12 protein-coding genes are annotated in these 19,994 nt (G+C 35.9%); 10 read left to right on the top strand and 2 right to left on the bottom strand.

Annotation, left to right across the window (positions count from 1 at the left end; genetic code table 11):
- The first annotated feature begins 3 nt into the window (after positions 1–3).
- Together BUL40_RS08250 and BUL40_RS08245 are read left to right on the top strand one after the other, a co-directional pair.
- Entirely contained in the window at positions 4–768 is a 765-nt protein-coding gene (locus tag BUL40_RS08250) for a polysaccharide biosynthesis/export family protein (protein ID WP_080318850.1), read from the top strand.
- Between the two features lie 45 nt (positions 769–813).
- Positions 814–3,180, top strand: coding sequence for a GumC family protein (locus tag BUL40_RS08245; protein ID WP_080318849.1), 2,367 nt, complete (start codon positions 814–816; stop codon positions 3,178–3,180).
- Here BUL40_RS08245 and BUL40_RS08240 read toward each other — a convergent pair.
- Positions 3,177–3,917 (bottom strand): tyrosine-protein phosphatase, encoded by a 741-nt coding sequence (locus BUL40_RS08240; RefSeq protein WP_080318848.1) that lies wholly within the window; start codon positions 3,915–3,917, stop codon positions 3,177–3,179. The two genes, BUL40_RS08245 and BUL40_RS08240, sit on opposite strands and share 4 nt — an antisense overlap.
- A gap of 995 nt (positions 3,918–4,912) precedes the next feature.
- Between BUL40_RS08240 and BUL40_RS08235 the strand changes: the two genes are divergently transcribed.
- From BUL40_RS08235 to BUL40_RS08215, 5 genes are all read left to right on the top strand, one after another.
- Positions 4,913–6,619, top strand: a complete 1,707-nt coding sequence (locus BUL40_RS08235) for a sulfatase family protein (protein ID WP_176465463.1) — start codon at positions 4,913–4,915, stop codon at positions 6,617–6,619.
- A gap of 304 nt (positions 6,620–6,923) precedes the next feature.
- Positions 6,924–7,763: an MBL fold metallo-hydrolase gene (locus tag BUL40_RS08230; protein WP_080318846.1), complete on the top strand. Its 840-nt coding sequence runs from the start codon at positions 6,924–6,926 to the stop codon at positions 7,761–7,763.
- A 1,424-nt stretch (positions 7,764–9,187) separates the two neighbouring features.
- On the top strand, positions 9,188–12,193 hold the full coding sequence (locus BUL40_RS08225; protein ID WP_080318951.1) for a SusC/RagA family TonB-linked outer membrane protein: 3,006 nt from the start codon (positions 9,188–9,190) through the stop codon (positions 12,191–12,193).
- Positions 12,194–12,204: 11 nt separating this feature from the next.
- Complete coding sequence (locus BUL40_RS08220; protein WP_080318845.1) at positions 12,205–13,860, top strand: RagB/SusD family nutrient uptake outer membrane protein; 1,656 nt, start codon at positions 12,205–12,207, stop codon at positions 13,858–13,860.
- Between the two features lie 12 nt (positions 13,861–13,872).
- Positions 13,873–16,737, top strand: a complete 2,865-nt coding sequence (locus tag BUL40_RS08215) for a glycosyl hydrolase 115 family protein (protein ID WP_080318844.1) — start codon at positions 13,873–13,875, stop codon at positions 16,735–16,737.
- A 123-nt stretch (positions 16,738–16,860) separates the two neighbouring features.
- Here the strand turns inward: BUL40_RS08215 and mnmE are convergent, their stop codons facing one another.
- Positions 16,861–18,231 carry a tRNA uridine-5-carboxymethylaminomethyl(34) synthesis GTPase MnmE gene (gene mnmE / locus BUL40_RS08210; protein WP_080318843.1) on the bottom strand — a complete coding sequence of 457 codons (1,371 nt, stop codon included), beginning with the start codon at positions 18,229–18,231 and terminating at the stop codon, positions 16,861–16,863.
- Positions 18,232–18,317: 86 nt separating this feature from the next.
- On the opposite strand from mnmE, the gene BUL40_RS08205 reads away from it, so the two are divergent.
- The 3 genes from BUL40_RS08205 to BUL40_RS08195 all read left to right on the top strand — a co-directional run bounded on the left by BUL40_RS08205 (position 18,318) and on the right by BUL40_RS08195 (position 19,991).
- Positions 18,318–18,680 carry a DUF4870 domain-containing protein gene (locus BUL40_RS08205; RefSeq protein ID WP_080318842.1) on the top strand — a complete coding sequence of 121 codons (363 nt, stop codon included), beginning with the start codon at positions 18,318–18,320 and terminating at the stop codon, positions 18,678–18,680.
- Positions 18,681–18,740: 60 nt separating this feature from the next.
- Positions 18,741–19,133: a hypothetical protein gene (locus BUL40_RS08200; protein WP_080318841.1), complete on the top strand. Its 393-nt coding sequence runs from the start codon at positions 18,741–18,743 to the stop codon at positions 19,131–19,133.
- Positions 19,134–19,208: 75 nt separating this feature from the next.
- Positions 19,209–19,991, top strand: coding sequence for an MbnP family protein (locus BUL40_RS08195; protein ID WP_080318840.1), 783 nt, complete (start codon positions 19,209–19,211; stop codon positions 19,989–19,991).
- The last annotated feature ends 3 nt before the right edge of the window (positions 19,992–19,994 follow it).

Here is a 19,994-nt window from a genome sequence, read left to right as displayed (position 1 = left end):
CAAATGAGAAAGTTTAAATTTATTTTTATATTCCTTGCCTTGATATCTGTTTTAACGGCTTGTACATCTGGTAAGGAGGTGGTTTACTTTGATGATGCGTCTCAATTTGAAACCCTCGTTTCCAAGGATATGTTCGAACCCAAGTTTAAAGTAGATGATTTACTGAGTATTCATATCTCTACCTTAGACCCAGAAGCCAGTGCTCCTTTTAATTTATTTAAAGGTGCAGAAGAAGGCGGTTTTAGAGGTGAACAAGTAAATTATTTGATTGATAAGGATGGAGAAATTGATTTTCCTGTCATTGGTAAAATCAAAATGGCTGGTCTATCACCTAGTGAGGCAAGGTTGTTTTTACGAGAACAATTAAAAGATTACCTAAAAGACCCAATAATCAATATTCGTATTAGAAACTTTAGTGTAACCGTTTTGGGAGCTGTCAATAGGCCAGGAACTTTTCCAATAAACGGAGAGCAAATTACTATTTTAGAAGCACTTGGGTATGCTGGTGATATTAATATAAAAGGTAGGCGTGACAATGTTTTGGTGGTACGTGATTTTGACGGTACTAAAGTGTACAATAGAATTAACTTAAACTCCAAAGAGGCCTTGAATTCTTCGGTATACTATTTAACGCAAAATGATGTGGTATATGTAGAACCCAATAAATCAGGTAAAACGCAATCTAGTTTGGATCAACGAGCATCCATAGCTGTTTCAATATTATCTGTTTTGGTAACATCAACAGTAGTTTTGTTAACTAGAAATTAGAGTAAACAGTTTATATAATTCTTAAGCTTTAAGTATTTCTTTTATATGGAAAAACAAGACATTGATTTTAGAGAGCTCTTATTCCGATATGTTAGGCATTGGAAATTATTTTTGCTTTTTGTTTTTGCTGCTCTATTTCTAGCTTTTTTAAAATTACGATACTCGGTACCTAAGTACCAAATAAATGCAAAAATTCAAATAGTTGAAGAGGGTGGTGCTGGTGAATTGAATGTTTTAAAAGACTTAAATGTATTTGGTGCAGAAGGAAATACCGAAATAACGGATGAAATTGAACTCTTAAAATCAAGAGAAAATTTTATTGAAGTTGTACGTAAATTAAAATTGAATATTAAATACTCCTTGTTGGGTAATGTACGCGATACTGAACTGTATGATAACTATCCATTTACAATAAATTTTATCACGGAAGATTCCTTATTAAATAAATATTCCCATACTTTTTTTGTTAAGGTCTTAAGCAAAACCGAATTTAGATATGCACTTGAAGCGGATGAAGAAGGTGAAAAAATAACCTTTGGGTCAAATATTAGTACCGATAATTTAGGTGATATTATTTTAATTCCTGAAGAAGAAAAGCGTTTAAAGGGTTTTTATAATAAATTGATAAAAGTATCGATAAATCCTGTTCCCTTTGTTGCAGAGAGTTATAGAAACAATGTTACCGTTAGTGCTGCAGGAGAATATTCTAGGATCTTAAATATTTCTTTTAAAGATGCGATACCTGAGCGTGGGATAGCTATTTTGAACTCACTAATTGCAAGAAATAACTTGAATGAAGTAGAAGATAAAAAAGCGGTTGCGGATAGGACTAGTGAGTTTATTAATGATCGTATTGCTGAGATTTATAGTAATCTGTCTTCTGTAGATGAGTCTGCTGAAAATTATAAGGAGAGTAAGGGCATTGCCGATTTAGGCGGACAATCTAGCGTAAACTTTCAACAAAGTGCTGCTAGTGAACAAGAATTGCAGAGTGCCAATATTCAATTGAGTATTGCAAGCTCTATGCAAAATGTAATCAGTGATCAAAATGGATATGAAGTTATCCCTACTAATGTGGGATTAACGGACTCTAACATTGACCGCGCTGCCGCACAGTATAATGAATTGGTTTCGCAACGAAACAGATTATTGGAAAGCTCAAACGAAAAAAACCCGGTAATTGTTAAGTTAGATCAACAATTGGAAGGACTAAAAAAGAGTATGCAGTCTAGTTTGAATAATGTAACTAATAATTTAAACTTAAGGGTAAATAGTTTAAGTAAATCTTTATCCAAGATTAACTCTAGAATATATGCTGCTCCTAGCAATGAAAGGGCGTTGAGAGATATTTCTAGAAAGCAACAAACAACCGAGTCATTGTATTTATACCTTTTGCAAAAAAGGGAAGAAGCACAGATTGCTTTTGCCTCTGCCGCACCTAAATCAAAAGTTGTAGATAATGCCCACCTGGCCAACCCTATTCCAGTAGAACCTAAAAGGAAAATCATATATTTAGCGGCTTTAATGTTAGGGTTATTTATACCGTTTTCAATCATTTACGTTAAAGACCTAATGGACAATAAGGTGGGTAATATGGTAACCCTGCAAAAAGTTATTGGGGAAGGGCATTCGGTCTTAGCAGAAATACCCAACGTAAAAAATAAAGAAGAGTTAATTGTAAAACGAAGAGACCGCTCTATTTTGGCGGAATCCTTACGTATTTTAAGGACAAATCTTGATTATGTGCTAAGAATGCGAAATAAAGAGCAAAGAGGACACCGTATTTTGGTAACTTCTAGTGTTTCTGGTGAAGGAAAAACGTTTGTTTCATCTAATCTTGCCCTAATTTTTTCATCTACAGACAAAAAAGTTTTATTAATTGGGGCCGATATTAGGAACCCAAAAATTTTTAGCTTTTTTGGGAATGAACAAAAAAGCAGAAAAGATAATGTAGGCTTTGGGTTAACAGAGTTTCTTTCTGGTGAGAAATTAGAGCCAGTAGACTTAATAAATACTTTACATATAGGAGAATCAAAAATTGATGTAATCTATTCAGGTGATATACCACCTAATCCTTCTGAGTTATTGCTTAGTGAGCGAATTACGGAGTTAATGGATATTGTTTCTAGTCAATATGATTACATAATCATTGATTCTGCACCATTATTAGCTGTTACAGATACTCTCTTAATTGAAAAGTATGCTGACCAAGTTCTGTATATCACAAAATCCGGAGTTACCGAAAAACGTATATTAGAATATCCTTTGAACCTATATAAAGAAGGTAAATTAAGAAGTTTGTCATTTATTGTTAATGGTGTTAAAGAAACGAACTTAGGTTACGGAGGAAAGTATGGATATGGCTATGGACAGGAAGTTAAACCATGGTGGAAGTTTTATTCCAAATCCTAATAAAACGTATTTATGGTGTTATGAATTAAGCAATCAATTTGATTGCTTTTTTTATGGCTTAATGTTATTTTTTTTAAACCATCTACATGTCGCATATGATGTATATCGGTGCCTATAAAGTCTATTAAGTTGTTATTCAAAAGATAATAAGCTATTTTCTGAATTTCTTTGCCATAATAACCACTTAAAGACAACATGTTAAGTTGTAATTTAATTCCATTTTCTTTAAAACGGTGATACACCTTTGGCGTTTTATGAAAATATAAATAGCGTTCTGGATGCGCTAGTAAAGGAAAGAGTTGCTTAGATTTTATTTTTTCCACAGCCCCATCAAAGTTAATACTGGGTTGTAGATAAGACATTTCAATCAATAAATGGTTATTCCCTAATCCTATAATTTCATTTTTCAATAGAAGGTTCTCAAAATTATCATCTATCATATGTTCTGCAGCAACTGTTAACTGAAGATTAGACAACCCATTTTTATTCATCGCTACCTTTAACAGTTCATAAGCTTTATTAATGCTAATTTTATCGTTGTCATGGTAATTATGCATTATATGTGGTGTACAAATTAATGATTTTACACCAAACTCATCAAGACTTTTAAGCAAAGCGATTGATTCTTCTACGTTTTTAGCACCATCGTCAATTCCTGGTAATATATGATTGTGTATGTCTACAAATCCATTTAACAAATCAACCAGATATTGCTTTTTGGTAAAAAAACTAAACATTTTGGAATTTTTAAGCAAATGTAAGCTTTGTTAAAGACAAATTTTGCTCCAATTAAATTTATGAATTTTGGTTAAACTCTAAAATGTTGATGGAATGATAAGTAATTGGATAAGGTATGAGCCCTATTTGAAAAAAGTTTCTTGAATTTAGTAAGATGGATTTAATAGATATAGCTCTTTTCGTCAGGTCGAGCGCAGTCGAGAGCTATTCTTAGTTATAAGTTAGAAGTTAAAAGTTAATAGTTAGAAGTAAAAAGTATTAAGTACAAAGTTCCTTGTGTTGCGTCATGCTGAACTTGTTTCAGCATCTCATTCTTAAGCAAAAAGTATAAAGTCCCATCAAATACTCGTTCAACGTCATTTCGATAGGAGTAGTGCAACTACAACTGAGAAATCTTATCAAAAGTATCGAGTATCAAGTACTAAGTAAAAAGGTTTCTATTCTTCGTCAAGCTGAACTTGTTTCAGCATCTCATTCTTAAGTAAAAAGTATTAAGTCCCATCAAGCACTAGCTCCGTGTCATTTCGATAGGAGTACTGCAGGTACGACTGAGAAATCTTTTTGAAAGTACAAAGTATTAAGTACTAAGTAAAATGGTTTCTATTCTTCGTCATGCTGAACTTGTTTCAGCATCTCTTGTTTTGAAGTTAAAAGTTATAAGATAGAAGTATTTCTGTTGTGAATACGAATGTCAGTGCTCCTTTAAGTATGGGAACTGTCCGCAGGACTGAGGGGTCTGTTTTAGAATTAGAAGTTATAACTTATAAGTCACTTCATTACTTAGAACTGGCTTGATAGCGGCTTTTCCTAAATCAAATTATTGAATCTGAAAACCTAGCACAAAATATACAGCTAACATTTAAAAGACAATAAAATTTAGTTTATCTAAAAATTAGATAGCTATTGTTGCGATATTAATAAGTAAATTAGAAAAACAATAAAAACAGATTAATATTTTCTCATGATTCCAACCAAACATAAGCAACCTGTAGCAATGAAACTTAATCTTTTAAATCTACTCTGTATTTGTCTGTTGTCAATTACTTATAGCTGCAAGGAGAAAGAAGAAAAACCTAAAAATGAAGAAGTAACAGAAAGACCTAACATAGTCTTTATTATGTCCGATGACCATGCGTATCAAGCAATTTCTGCCTATGATAACAGTCTAATCGAGACACCAAACATTGACCGAATTGCTAAGTTGGGTATGCTTTTTACCAACGCAAGTGTAACCAATTCAATCTGTGCGCCCTCAAGGGCCACTATATTAACGGGAAAACATTCGCATATCAATGGAAAAATAGACAATGTTTCCCCTTTTGATACTACAAATGTCACTTTTCCCCAATTATTGCAAAAGGCAGGATATCAAACAGCAATGTTTGGTAAACTTCATTTTGGTAACAATCCAAAGGGATTTGACCAATTTAAAATCCTGCCAGGACAAGGCTCCTATTATAATCCTGATTTTATCACAAAAGATCAAGGAGAAATAAACGTGAAGGGTTATGTAACGGATATTGTAACGGATATGACAATAGATTGGTTAGAAAACGAAAGAAAACCAGAGGATCCTTTTATGCTTATGTACTTGCACAAAGCTCCTCATCGTTCTTGGGTAATGGCAGAGCGCCATATGAAAGAATTTACCAATAAAACCTTTAGGGAGCCTGCAACATTGTTTGATACGCATGAAGGCATGCCAGCGGCCAAAGTTGCAGAAATGAAGGTTCATGGCGATATGGGGTGGGCAGCCGATAGCAAATTATATCCAGAGGTGATGGACCAATTGGGATTAAAGGAACAAATAGGTTTTGACAAACGTAGGTTTGAATCTAGCGTAGGCAGAATGGATTCCACCCAGCGCGCAAATTTTGATTTATACTACAAAAAAATTGCAGCTGATTTTGTAAAGGCATACCCCAATATGAGCGATAAGGATGTAGCCAAGTGGCGATACCAACGTTATATGCAGGATTATCTAGGAACTATAAAATCTGTTGATGAAAATGTTGGGCGTGTTTTGGATTATTTGGAAGAAAACAATCTTATGGACAACACCATTATAGTATATACTTCCGATCAGGGATTCTATTTAGGGGAGCACGGTTGGTTTGACAAACGTTTCGTGTACGATGAAAGTTTTAAGACCCCATTGATGGTTTCATGGCCAAATAGGGTTAAACCCGGTTCTGTTTCGGATGAGTTGGTTCAGAATTTAGATTTTGCACAGACCTTTTTGGAAGTTGCCGAAGTTGAAGAACCAACAGATATGCAAGGTGAAAGCTTACTACCTATTTTAACCGGTAATTTGGATAAATGGGATAGGGACGCCGTGTATTACCATTACTACGAGCATCCATCTGAACATAACGTAAATCGTCATTACGCAGCTGTAACCAAGGATTATAAACTGATTCACTACTATTTTGATAAAGACTATTGGGAACTTATAGATAGAAAAAAAGATTCGTTGGAGCAGCACAATTATTACGAAGATCCAGCCTACCAGCAGATAAAGGAAGAATTACACGAAAAATTAGCAGAATTACGAACGCTATATGGTGATTCCGATTCCATAAGCCAACAATACATAGATGAGTTTATGCCGTTAGCAAAAGAAGGCAAGGTCTGGGGTGTAGAAGAGGATATTCTTAAACCTATAGTTGAAAAATGGGAAAACGCTAAAAAAGTAGATTAGTTCAAATATTATATGATTTGAAAGTTTACAGTTTTGCCTAATGCGTAAATGCTGCGAGTGTAGCACTAATTAATTATGATATAAGATTTCTTAAAATGGTACATCCATGCATTGGATGCCTTGTACATGTTTAATTCATAGCTGTTATACATTTAAGAATATGAACATATTCTTAGCATTTCTTCCTTTGTTAAATCTATTGTAAAAAAATTTAGGCATTGGGATAGATGAAGGATAGTCCTACCTTTAAAAATGAGCCAAAAGGCTATTTAAGCGTGTTTTTAATTAGTAAACTATAGATAGGATGAGTCTAGAGAAGCAAGGTTTTAAGACAATAACTACCGATAAATTAAATCTAGAACTTTTCCATGCTTCAGAAAAGAGTTACGGTGTAGCATCCGTAATTATTTCTGGAAAGCAAGAAGCCGTTCTCGTAGATGCACAATTTACATTGTTAGAGGCAGAAAAAGTTGCCGAAGCTATTAAACATTCAAATAAAACCTTGACAATTATTTATATTTCGCATGGCGACCCGGATTTTTATTTTGGGTTAGAGGTGTTCAAGAAATATTTCCCAGAGGTTGTTGCCTACGCATCACCTGCAACTGTAGAGCATATTGCGGCCACAGCTCAAACAAAACTTGATGGTTATGGAGATGAATTAAGTCAAAAAATTACAACCAATGTTGTTTTACCTCAAGTTTTAAAAGAAAGTGTTATTGAGGTAGATGGAGAGAAAATAGAGATAATTGGTCTTAACAGTTTTCCTAAGAGAACTTTTTTATGGATTCCATCAATTAAAGCAGTATTAGGTGGAATTATTGTTTTTGGTACAACATTTCATGTATGGATGGCAGATACGCAAACAACGGAATCGCGCAATGATTGGATTACTATTTTAAATAATATTATTGATTTAAAGCCAGAAATAGTCATTCCCGCTCATGCTAAATCAGGTGCAGATGTATCTATGGCCTCAGTAAATCATACAAAAAACTACGTGCAATTTTACGAAGAAGCGTTAAAGGCCAATAGATCTTCAAAAGGCCTAATAGCAGCAATAAAATCAAAATATCCAGATTTAGGTTTTGAAGAGGCTTTAGAATTGGGAGCAAAAGTAAATACAGGGGAGATCAAATGGTAATGCCTTTAACAACCTTGGTTTTACAATAAGATTAAAAGTATTTACGTGTTGGTAGTCCTGTACCAACCACAGGTTTTTACATTGAAGAAGTATAAAATATCTTCTTATGGTTAACTGAACGTGAATCTAAATTACATTAGAACTTCAAAATTTCCGTCTTTTATATTTTTTAGAGACATCAACTAGCTAAATAGTCCCAGGTTCAAAGCAATGTTAGACTGCAGTGGCCGTAGTACAACTAGGACTGAGAAATCTCTTTAGAAGTACATAGTATGAAGTACTAAGTAAAAAGGTTTCTATTCTTCGTCATGCTGAACTTGTTTCAGCATCTCAACCTTAAGTAAAAAGTACAGCGTATTAAGTATAAAGTCCTATCAAATACTTGCTCAGTGTCATTTCGACGGGAGTAGTGTAACTACGACTGAGAAATCTCGTTATAACTACAAAGTATGAAGTAATAAGTAAAAAGGTTTCTGCTCTTCGTCATGCTAAACCTGTTTCAGCATCTTGTTTATTTTAAACGAAATCTAGTCTAAAAGAAGCAGCTAGCTGCTCCCCTAAGTTAGGGGAGCTGTCCGCAGGACTGAGGGGTCTGATTTTAAGTGAGAAGTTAGTAGGTAAGAGTTAAAAGTCCCATCAAACACTAGCTCCGTGTCATTTCGATAGTAGTAATGTAACTACGACTGAGAAATCTCTTTAGAAGTACAAAGTATTAAGTATTAAGTAAAAAGGTTTCTATTCTATGTCATGCTGAACTTGTTTCAGCATCTTGTTTATTTTAAACGAAATCTAGTCTAAAAGAAAGATCTAGCTGCTCCCTTAAGTTAGGGGAGCTGTCCGCAGGACTGAGGGGTCTGATTTTAAGTGAGAAGTTAGTAGGTAAGAGTTAAAAGTCCCATCAAACACTAGCTCCGTGTCATTTCGATAGGAGTAGTGCAGCTACGACTGAGAAATCTCTTTAGAAGTACAAAGTATTAAGTACTAAGTAAAAAGGTTTCTGCTCTTCGTCATGCTGAACTTGTTTCAGCATCTCATTCTTAAGTAAAACGTATTAAGTCCCATCAAGCACTAGCTCCGTGTCATTTCGATAGGAGTAGCGCAGCTACGACTGAGAAATCTCTTTTGAAGTACTAGATACAAAAACAATATTATCCCCATGGAATCAAACTTTCTTTAGCATCCACTTTAAAGAAGTTTTTAATTAAATCTTATAAATAATTCTGTTTTGATAATAGATAGGGCAATCCCGTTCTTAATTAATTATTAATATGATAAAAATTGAGTAAAATACTTAGCAGTAAATACTGTATTATTCAGGTTTTTTAATAAAACTTTAATGCAATCGATTGCGCAATATAAAATTTTTTATATATTTGAATGGTGTGATTATCACACGTATAATAATAACCACAAACTATGAATTTATGAAAACCTTTATTTCACCCCTTTCTATTTTGCTATTGGCGTTTGGTCTGGTCGTTGGCAATCAAGTAAAAGCGCAACAAACGGTTACCGGCACGGTAATGGATAGTAATAAACTTCCTATACCTTATGCTAGTATTATAGAAAAAGGAACTACAAACGGGGTCTCTTCGGATTTTGACGGAAAATTCACAATAAACGTTAATTCACTTAACAAAAGTGTTTTAAATGTTTCTTATGTTGGCTTTGTTGCGCAATCGATTACATTAAATGGTAGGTCATCTTTGAGCATCATTTTAAAAGAAGATGTGGAAACCCTAGATGAAATTGTTGTTGTAGGTTACGGAACGCAAAAAAAGTCAGATGTTACCGGTGCTGTTAGTAGTGCGGATATTGAAGCTTTTAAAGAAGCGCCAAATACCAACATAGCCCAAAGTTTACAAGGTGTTGTGCCGGGTCTTAATGTGGGTCAAGTTACGAGTGCCGGTGCCACACCCTCTATACGTATTAGAGGTGCTAGTACCATTTCTGGTAACTCAAACGTTTTAATTGTTTTAGATGGTATTCAGTACAACGGTTCGCTATCTTCTTTAAACCCGGACAATATTGAGTCTATAGATGTTTTAAAGGATGCGAGCTCTACAGCTGTCTATGGTGCGCAAGCAGCAAATGGCGTACTGTTGATCACTACTAAAAGTGGTAAGAAAAATAAAAAACCTGTCATTTCATTTTCTACTTCTTACACCTCCCAAGGTCCAAATGTTAATTTAAGGCCCATGAGAAGAAACGAGTATTTAGAAAAGGTAAGGGCGTTAAACTATGAAGATGCCTATTTAGGACCAGATTTTACTACACCTAATCCAGACTTTGATTTAGCGGATTATGTAGATGGAACCATGGTAGATGGTGATGGAAATTTATTGGATAATGATTATGATTGGTGGGATGAGGGTACCCGTACGGGCTATATTATAGAAAATAAGGCCAGCGTTGCTGGTGGCGGTGATAACGTTAGTTATTTATTATCTATTGGTCATACTGATCAAAAAGGGTTTATTTTAAATGATAATTTTCAAAGAAAGAATATCCGCGTAAATGTAGATATTGACGCCACGGACTGGTGGAAAGTGGGTATACAAACCTTTGGTTCTTTTGTTAACCAAGATGGTGATGAACCTAATATATGGGAATTGGTAACTTCTTCCCCTTTGTTGACACCTTATGATGATGAGGGAAATTTAATACTCTCACCATTCAATACCATTCAATTGAATCCTTTTCTTGCCTATGACGTTCAAGATTTAGAAAGACATGATTCTTTTTTCGCTAATCTCTATTCAGAAATCGATTTTGGATTTATAAAAGGATTAAAGTATAGAGTAAATTTTGGAAACAACTACAGGATAGATAAATATTATGGTTCTAGTGAGTATGGAGCTGGTTTTACCGGAGATGCTGGAAAAAACATTAATTTTTATTACGATTATACCTTAGATAATATATTAACGTATAATAGAACTTTTAACAAACATGATTTAGGCTTAACCCTTTTATACGGAGCCATTGAACGTAAAGGAGAAAGTACAAATGCTTATACCAACGGTTTTGAAAGACTTACTTTAGGGTATAATAGTTTGGAGTTAGGAGCAAACCAATTCACCAGTTCATCAGCTTTTAGTGAGCAGTTAAACTATCAGATGTTTCGTTTAAACTATAAATTTGATAATAGATATTTACTTACGGGTACTATTAGAAGAGATGGTTTTTCTGGTTTTGCCGCTAATAACAAATATGGCTATTTCCCTTCCGGGGCATTTGGCTGGATTGCTTCCAATGAGCAATTCTTGGATAATGTAGAATGGATAAATAATTTAAAGTTACGTGTTGGTTACGGTGTTAGTGGTAACCAAACTAGCAGATATAATTCATTGGCATCATTAGGTACTAGAGCGGCCTATGTATTTGGAGATGGGGGTACCCCCGCCTTTGGGCAAGAATTAAGTTCATTGCCCAATGCTGATTTAAAATGGGAGCGAACAACAGGTTTGAACATTGGTATGGACTTCGGCTTTATTAATAATCGTATTAATGGTAATGTAGAGGTTTATAGAAATATAACAAACGATTTATTGTTTAGCGTCGCAATTCCGTATATAACCGGTTTTGAAAGAATAAATACCAATGTTGGTAAAATTGAAAACAAAGGTGTAGAAATATCCCTTACGGGCGACATTGTTAGGTCTAATGATTTTAACTGGACCACAACGCTAAATTTTTCTACCAATAAGAATGAGATTCTTGAGCTTACCGGTCAAGACGAGGACGGAGACGGGGTTGAGGACGATTTAATTTCTAGTGGATTGTTTATTGGTGAGTCTTTAGGTACCTATTATAATTATGAAACAGACGGTATATACCAAGTAGGAGAAGAAAATATTCCAGATGGTTATTTTCCTGGAACATTTAGGGTGGTAGATCAAAATGGAGACGGAGAAATTACACCTGTAGATGATCGGGTGGTCTTGGGACGTAGTGAACCTGCCTATAGATTTTCAATTTTAAACACCTTTAGCCACAAAAACCTTTCGTTAAGCTTTTTTCTAAATTCTATACAAGGAGGTTCTGATTCTTATCTAGGGTATAATTCAAATGTGCTATACACTTCTGATAATTCTATTAGATTTAATTATTTAAGTGGTATAGATTATTGGCAACCCAATAATCCAAATGGTGTAAACCCCATCTCATCCACGGCACCAACCATTACCCCGCCAATATATATGGATAGGAGCTTTGTAAGGCTTCAAGATGTAAGTCTTAGATATAGTTTTGATCAAGAATTGCTAGATAAACTTTCTCTTTCAGGATTAAGTCTATTTTTAAGTGGAAAAAATTTAGCTACTTGGACAAGCTGGAGAGGTTGGGACCCTGAAACAAATCAAGGATTAACAAATGGTGGTAGGCCAGTGCTTAAAGGATATTCAATTGGCTTAAATGTATCATTTTAAAAATTAGTATAATGAAAAAATATATTTATATATTCTTAACCATTTCCTTACTATTTTCTTGTGATAAGGATTTCCTAGAAGAAAAACCAGAAGACTTTTTAAGCTCTGCGAACGCATTTACTACATATGAGGATTTTTTGGCTTCCGTAAATAATTTGTACTTTCTTTATAGAAGGCAATATTTTTCCAGGGATGAAAACCGACCCTTTGATTTTATTTACGGTACAGATATAGTATTTGATGGGCAAAGAAGTACACAGCGCCATAGCAATATGGTCGCGGCCTACGATCCTGTTGCAGAAATTCCTAGGGTACATTGGAACCTGTTGTTCAAAACAATTTCTGAAGCAAATGCGGTAATAGACCAAGTAGAACAGTCTAATTTAACTGATGACCAAAAAACGGATATTCTATCGCAAGCCAGATTTTTTAGGGGAATCTCGTACAGAAGCCTTGCCTATTTATATGGTGGGGTACCCCTTGTATTGGAGCAATTAACGGCACCTAAAACGGACTTTACCAGGAATACCAAGGAAGAAGTTTTGAACCAGGTAATAGAAGACCTTAATTACGCCAAGGATAATCTACCAAGTATTGAAGAGGCTGCTGATGGAAGGGTAAATAGCCTTGCCGCCTATCATTTACTAGCTGAAGTTTATTTGGCCGTCAATAGACCTCAAGATGCTGTTGCCGCTGCCACAGTAGTTATCAATAACCCTGCTACCGCGTTAATGACTACAAGATTTGGATCAAGGGCCAACGAAGAACCAGGTGATGTCTATTGGGATTTATTTAGGAAGAACAACCAGAATAGGTCTTCTGGAAATACAGAAGGTATATGGGTCATTCAATTTGAGACCGATGTTTTAGGTGGTGGAACTACTTCTACCGGTAGAGGAGGTTCCTATATGTTAGAAAGACACCACGGAACCTTTATGAGAGATTTGCGGGTAGATGGGGACCGTCCTTTTTCTTGGCCTATTGGTGACTATACCGCAGGTAGGGGTATTGGTTGGGCAATTTCTACCAGACATTTTAGCAACACGATATGGGAAACAGATTTTGATAGTGATATTAGAAACGCTGGCCACAATTTTGTAAGGGAGTTTACTTCAACCAATCCAAACTCGCCTTTATTTGGTCAAGTAATTTCAACTGAAAACCCTCCAGAGGGTGTAGAAGTTCCAAGTAGAACATTCTATGCGTATCAATCTAAATGTACAACACCATTTAATCATCCAGACGGTTTGTATGCAAATCCAGAAACCTATCAACTTACCAATGCCGCCGGTGCAACATATACAGATCAATATATGTTCAGATTAGCAGAAACTTATCTTTTAAGGGCAGAAGCATACCTTATGGCTGGTAATTTAACAGATGCCGCATCAGATATCAATACGGTAAGGGCAAGATCTAATGCAACGCCGGTAGCAGCTTCTAATGTGGATATGGATTATATTTTGGACGAAAGAATGCGAGAGCTAGGGATTGAAGAAAAAAGAAGACTAACCCTAATGCGTACAGGATTGTTATACGATAGGGTGTTGCGTTTTAATCCTTATTACGCAGATGAAATTCAAGAACACTATAATTTATGGCCCATACCGGCTAATGAAATTGAACGTAACAAGGACGGAAATTTAGAGCAAAATCCTGGTTATTAATTACATTTTTAAATGGATAAAAAGAGAATACAATTGGTAGTAATGGCTTTGCTCATTACTACCAATTTCTATCAACTTACCGCACAGCGTACTACTTCCAATACGGAAGAATTTCAACTATTCTATCAAAACGAGGTGGCTTCAATTGTTGTGGATAAATCAGATGCAGAAACAGTACATACTGTAGCGAATCATTTGGTGAAAGATATAGCATCCGTAACAGGTAAAACTCCCCAATTAAGCTATAAAAAAACCAAAGGTAAAACTGCGATTTTAATTGGTAGTTTGGATAGTCCGTTAATCCAAGGATTGATAAAAACAAACAAAATAACAGTTAACGATATTGAGGACCAATGGGAACGTTTTAAGTTGTTAACGGTGGCAAGCCCTTGGAAAGGATTGGATAAGGCACTAGTGATAGTGGGGAGCGATAGAAGGGGCACGGCTTACGGGGTATTTGAACTTTCTAAACGCATAGGTGTTTCCCCATGGTATTGGTGGGCAGACGTACCAATTGCAAAGCAATCTAAAGTGGTGCTTAAAAATCCAAATTATACCAGTAAAGCTCCTTCCGTTAAATATAGAGGGGTTTTCCTAAATGATGAAGATTGGGCGTTAAAACCATGGGCCAGTAAAATAATGGATCCTGAAATTGGTGATATTGGTCCCAATACCTATGCAAAGGTTTGTGAACTTTTATTACGATTAAAAGCAAATATGTTGGCCCCGGCCATGCATGAGGTAACCGGAGCTTTTTATAAATACCCTGAAAATAAAATAGTAACGGACCGTTATGGAATTCTAATGACTACGAGCCATGCAGAGCCTTTACTTTACAACAATACTACAGAATGGGATAAGCAAAAAAATGGGGAGTGGGATTATGTAACCAATAAAGATGGCGTACTGGCCGTAATGGATGCCCGCGTAAAAGAAGCGGCCCCCTTTGAGAATATTTATACCGTTGGAATGCGCGGTATACACGATACTGGTATGAAAGACGTACCAGAAGGGTATACCAAGGCGGGTGTATTGGAACAAGTAATTAGGGAGGAACGCAACATTTTACAAAAACATATTAAAAAAGAACCAGAGGCTATTCCTCAAATTTTTGTGCCCTATAAAGAGGTGTTGGATATCTATAAAAGCGGCATGCAATTACCAGAAGATGTTACCATTGTATGGCCAGACGATAATTACGGGTACATTAAAAAACTAAGCAATCCTACAGAAGCGAAACGCAAAGGAGGAATTGGCGTTTACTATCATATTTCGTATTTAGGTTCACCTAATGACTACCTCTGGCTCAACACCACACCACCAGCTTTAATGGTAGAAGAAATGGGCAAGGCCTACCGAACTGGAGCAGATACGTATTGGTTGCTTAATGTAGGCGATATAAAGCCAGGTGAGTTGGGTATGCAATTCTTTTTAGATATGGCTTGGGATGTTTCTGCTTTCGACTTTGGAAATAGTAACGATAAAATTCCAGCTTATTTGAGTGCGCTATTTGGAGCGCGGTACCAAGAGGACTTTAAGCAAATTTTTACTGAATATTTTAATCTAGGTTTTGAGCGAAAACCAGAATATATGGCTTGGGATTGGCGATGGAACAGTTTGGATGCCAAAGAAAACATACGGGATACTGAGTTTTCTTTTCAGAATTATAACGAAGCAGAAACACGTTTAAAACGCTATAATAGTATTTCCAAAAAAGCAAAATCCATTTATAAAACCCTTCCTAAAGAGTTGAAATCAGCTTATTACCAGCTGGTTTTATATCCGGTTGTAGGGGCGCATTTGGTAAACCATAAAATGCTTTTGGCCCAAAAAAACCGTTGGTATGCCCAACAAGGTAGGGCGGCAACCAATAGTTTGGTGGATAAAGTTAAAATGTATGACGATAGTTTAGGGCTAATTACCAAAGCATATAATAATTTAAGTAACGGTAAATGGAAGGGCATGATGACCGCTCCAGACCGTTTACCAGAATTGCAAATGCCACCCATGGAAACCATTTCGCTTTCAGAAGAACCGGCATTTTCACTTTTTATACCCAATGGAAATACCAATAGTGGTTATTATGAATTGCCAAAATTTTATAGAAGTACCCAAAAATCGCACAACATAACGCTTTATAATAAATCCAAAGAAGCCGTTTCTTGGCAAGTTATCAATGCACCAAAATGGGTTAAAATTGGTAAGACCAAAGGCAAGACCATTTTAGAAGAACAGATAGCTATTACCATTGATTGGAGCAATATTCCAGATAAACCTTTCCTTAAAGGAGAAATTATATTCAATATAGCTGGTAAGGAGGAAAGTGTCTTACTTGCAGTGGACAATAATAAGGTACCAGATGATGTGTTATATGTAGAAGATAACGGTGTAGTAAGTATTAATCCAGCAAAATTATCACGAAAAGAAGAAAAGAAAGGGTCAAAGGTAGCTGTGATTGATGGTTTAGGCTATTTAGGAACTTCGGTACAGCTGGGTAGCGTAACGGATAAAGGTTGGGCAAATACGACCGTATCCTATGATTTTTATGCTGATAAAGCTGGCTATGTAACGGTGTACACCTATGCCTTACCGGTTTTTGGAAAAGATGAAGACACCGGCACACGCTATGGCGTTCAAATAGACAATAGTCCCATACATTGGGAATCTACTGCGTCTGAAGAATATTCGTTTGAATGGCAGAGCAACGTAATCCGTAATGCAGCTATCAACACAAGTAAAATATGGCTTGCCAAACCGGGTAAACATACGTTAAAGTTAGTAGGTGGTAATCCGGGTATGGTAATCCAAAAAGCAATTATTGATTTCGGGGGATTGCAGGAATCTTACAAAGGTCCGGCACCTACCTACAGAAAATAGTTTTAGTTAATTAGTTTAGTTTTTAGTTTAGAAAAGCTTCCATGCATTTGGAAGCTTTTCTTCTTTAACAAATAATGTTTTCAACTAACAGAGAATCATCGATTCATATATTTTCTAGTAAGCCTACTTGCCGATACAGAAATTGGAAAAAATATTCCCCAACAATTCGTCATTGGTAACTTGGCCGGTAATCTCGCCTAAATGATATAAGGCTTCTCTGATATCAATAGCTACTAAATCGCTACTTAGCCCTATGTCCATACCTTCTTTTACTTTTGTAATTTCTTCTAGTGCTTTAAGTAAAGAATCATAATGCCTACTATTACTTACAATAGTATTATTATTACCCAATTGCCCTTTTACGGTTAGGTCTAGAAGCGTGTCTTGTAACTCTTTAAGACCCGTGCCGGTTTTGGCAGATAATAATAGGGCCTCTGGTAACCGTTCTTTTAAGCTGGTTTTTTCAGATTCATTAAGGTTTTCTGCCTTATTCGCTAGAACTAGAATACGTTTGTGCGGAAATTTATCTTGTAACAGTTTAATTTCTGCCAGTTTATCTTTACCGGCTTCAAACAAATAGAGCACCACTTGTGCTTTTTCAATTTTTTCAAAAGCCCGTTGGATTCCTATTTTTTCTACATGGTCTTCTGTTTCTCGTATACCTGCGGTATCTATGAACCTAAACGTAACCCCACCAATAGCTATTTGATCCTCAACGGTATCTCTAGTGGTACCGGGAATATCACTCACAATAGCCCTTTCCTCGTTTAGCAAAGCATTGAGCAAGGTAGATTTACCTACATTAGGTTCCCCTACAATAGCTACGGGTATCCCTTCTTTTAACACATTACCCAAGGCAAAAGAATCAATTAACCCTTTTAAAACTTCGGTAATCCGGTTTAATAAATTTAAAAATTGAGTACGGTCCGCAAACTCAACGTCTTCTTCGGAAAAATCCAATTCTAACTCTATTAAAGAGGCAAAATTTAATAGTTCTTCCCGTAGTTCTTGTATTTGATTGCTAAAACCACCCCGCATTTGTTGTAATGCAATTTCGTGACTTGCCTTACTGTCTGACGCAATTAAATCTGCCACGGCTTCTGCTTGGCTCAAATCCATTTTACCGTTTAAGAACGCGCGTAGGGTAAATTCGCCCTCTGTAGCCATGCGGCAGCCCTTTTTTAAAAATAGCTGTATTACTTGTTGTTGTATATACATAGAACCATGACAAGAGATTTCTATAACATGTTCTCCCGTGTACGAATTTGGTCCTTTAAAAATGGACACCAATACTTGGTCTAATGTCTTATCGCCATCTTTAATGTACCCCAGGTGTATAGTATGGCTTTTTTGGGTAGCCAGTCTTTTCTTATGGATAGATTGAAAATGGGCATCTACCCATTCAATTGCTTGTGGTCCAGAAATACGTATTACGGCAATGGCACCCATTCCAGAAGGGGTGGCCAAGGCTATTATGGTATCATCATATAACATGTTGCAAAAGTACAAATAAGAGCTGGGCTGTAACATTTTAAAACAAATTGCGTCACATAAGTGTATTCATCAATAAATCAATCAAAATGACAATTACACACACAAAGGCAATGCGTAAGGATAATACGCTTTTGGCCATAACCCACTTAAGTCAGTTATTGCACTACGTAACCGGATTTGGCGGTTTTATAGTACCGTTAATTCTATGGTTGGCATCTAAGAACGATGTTGAAGGTATGGACGAGCATGGTAAATCCATTATCAATTTTCAACTAAGTATGCTACTTTATATCCTTATAAGTATACCAGCCATACTTTTATTTGGTCTGGGCATTTTATCGCTAATTTTTGTTGGAATATTAGGTTTTGTGCTGCCGATTGTAAATGCCGTAAAAGCTGCCAATGGCGAAGCACCTAGTCAGTTCTTAACTATCCGTTTCATCGGTTAGGCAAAATAAGTTTGCGCCAAATATTTTTTATAACCTAAATACCTCCTAATTTTGTGTCCAATGGGAGCGGTAAAAAAGTATTTGGCCATTTTCTTCTTAGTTATCTTTGCATTAAGGCCCGCTTACTTTGTAGGGTACTTTTCCTATTTTCAATTCAATATTGACTATTTCATAGAAAACTACTGTATTAATAAAGAACGGCCAGAGCTAGAGTGTAATGGTAAATGTTACCTTATGGAGCAGTTGGCTGCTGCAGATCAAAGCAAAAAAGAGCAACAGGCAGATCATGCTGTACTATCATTACTAGAAGCTTTTGTTCCCTTATTTGTACCACAGGAGTACGGTGTTAGGCTACCTACACTAACCTTTAAAAAGGTATTGAACAACTACTTTAAAGAAGATATGTGGGAACAATACGCAGGTACGCCCAATTTAAGACCTCCAATAGGTTAAAACTTTCTTTCCCTTTATTTTTTAGGCTTTTTGTACTAGCCTTTAATAGTACTATTTACATATAAAAACAATTGAATGAAAGTTTTAAAATATGCGGCATTTGGTATGCTGCTAATTATAGGTATGTCTTGTAGTAAGGATGATGACAAGGTGGACCAAATATCAGGTGAAGGCACCTTAAAAATTGAATTTGATAATGCCTATGCAGGTTCCGATTTGTTATTGGGAACCTCTTACCCAGGAAATGGTACCGAACGCTTAACTATAGATACCTTTAAATACATTGTGAGCAACATAAGTGTTACGCAAGAAGACGGTACGGTATTTACCTATCCAAAAGACGAATCTCTTTTTGTTATTGATGAATCTGATAACGATTCTCGCTTTATTTCTTTACCCAACGTGCCAGCTGGTAATTACACGAAAATTAGTTTTGGTATTGGGGTAGACCAAGAGAAATACCTTCAAGGAGCTGAAGGGCAGGGCGATTTTTTAGCTATTGCAACAGATGCGGGTATGTTATGGTCTTGGCAAGCAGGATATAAATTTATTCGTTATGAGGGAAGTTTTAGTTCTGATGGCAGTACAGAAGAAACTGCTTTTGCCATACACATGGGAAGCCATGGTAGCGCCTTGGATAATTATAAGGAAATTACCCTAGATTTACCAGTTTCCGCCAAATTGCGAACCGACATAGCTCCAGAAATCCATATAGTTGCAGATTTGGCAGGCGTTCTAAACGCAGAAACAATCTTGTATTTGGCAGATAAGGCACAAATTCATGTAGATCCTGTAAAATCGCCACAAATAGCGGTGAATACTTCTAAAATCTTCACGGTAGACCACGTGCATAACTAAAAA

The organism is Croceivirga radicis, assembly GCF_002072105.2.
In the GTDB taxonomy this organism is placed as follows: domain Bacteria; phylum Bacteroidota; class Bacteroidia; order Flavobacteriales; family Flavobacteriaceae; genus Croceivirga; species Croceivirga radicis.
This window is presented reverse-complemented; position numbering and strand designations above follow the sequence as displayed.

Excerpts from the sequence above, each read along its gene's own strand:
- BUL40_RS08250 (WP_080318850.1), top strand. The coding sequence starts at position 4 with ATGAGAAAGTTTAAATTTATTTTTATATTCCTTGCCTTGATATCTGTT.
- BUL40_RS08245 (WP_080318849.1), top strand. The coding sequence starts at position 814 with ATGGAAAAACAAGACATTGATTTTAGAGAGCTCTTATTCCGATATGTT.
- BUL40_RS08240 (WP_080318848.1), bottom strand. The coding sequence starts at position 3,917 with ATGTTTAGTTTTTTTACCAAAAAGCAATATCTGGTTGATTTGTTAAAT.
- BUL40_RS08235 (WP_176465463.1), top strand. The coding sequence starts at position 4,913 with ATGAAACTTAATCTTTTAAATCTACTCTGTATTTGTCTGTTGTCAATT.
- BUL40_RS08230 (WP_080318846.1), top strand. The coding sequence starts at position 6,924 with ATGAGTCTAGAGAAGCAAGGTTTTAAGACAATAACTACCGATAAATTA.
- BUL40_RS08225 (WP_080318951.1), top strand. The coding sequence starts at position 9,188 with ATGAAAACCTTTATTTCACCCCTTTCTATTTTGCTATTGGCGTTTGGT.
- BUL40_RS08220 (WP_080318845.1), top strand. The coding sequence starts at position 12,205 with ATGAAAAAATATATTTATATATTCTTAACCATTTCCTTACTATTTTCT.
- BUL40_RS08215 (WP_080318844.1), top strand. The coding sequence starts at position 13,873 with ATGGATAAAAAGAGAATACAATTGGTAGTAATGGCTTTGCTCATTACT.
- mnmE (WP_080318843.1), bottom strand. The coding sequence starts at position 18,231 with ATGTTATATGATGATACCATAATAGCCTTGGCCACCCCTTCTGGAATG.
- BUL40_RS08205 (WP_080318842.1), top strand. The coding sequence starts at position 18,318 with ATGACAATTACACACACAAAGGCAATGCGTAAGGATAATACGCTTTTG.
- BUL40_RS08200 (WP_080318841.1), top strand. The coding sequence starts at position 18,741 with ATGGGAGCGGTAAAAAAGTATTTGGCCATTTTCTTCTTAGTTATCTTT.
- BUL40_RS08195 (WP_080318840.1), top strand. The coding sequence starts at position 19,209 with ATGAAAGTTTTAAAATATGCGGCATTTGGTATGCTGCTAATTATAGGT.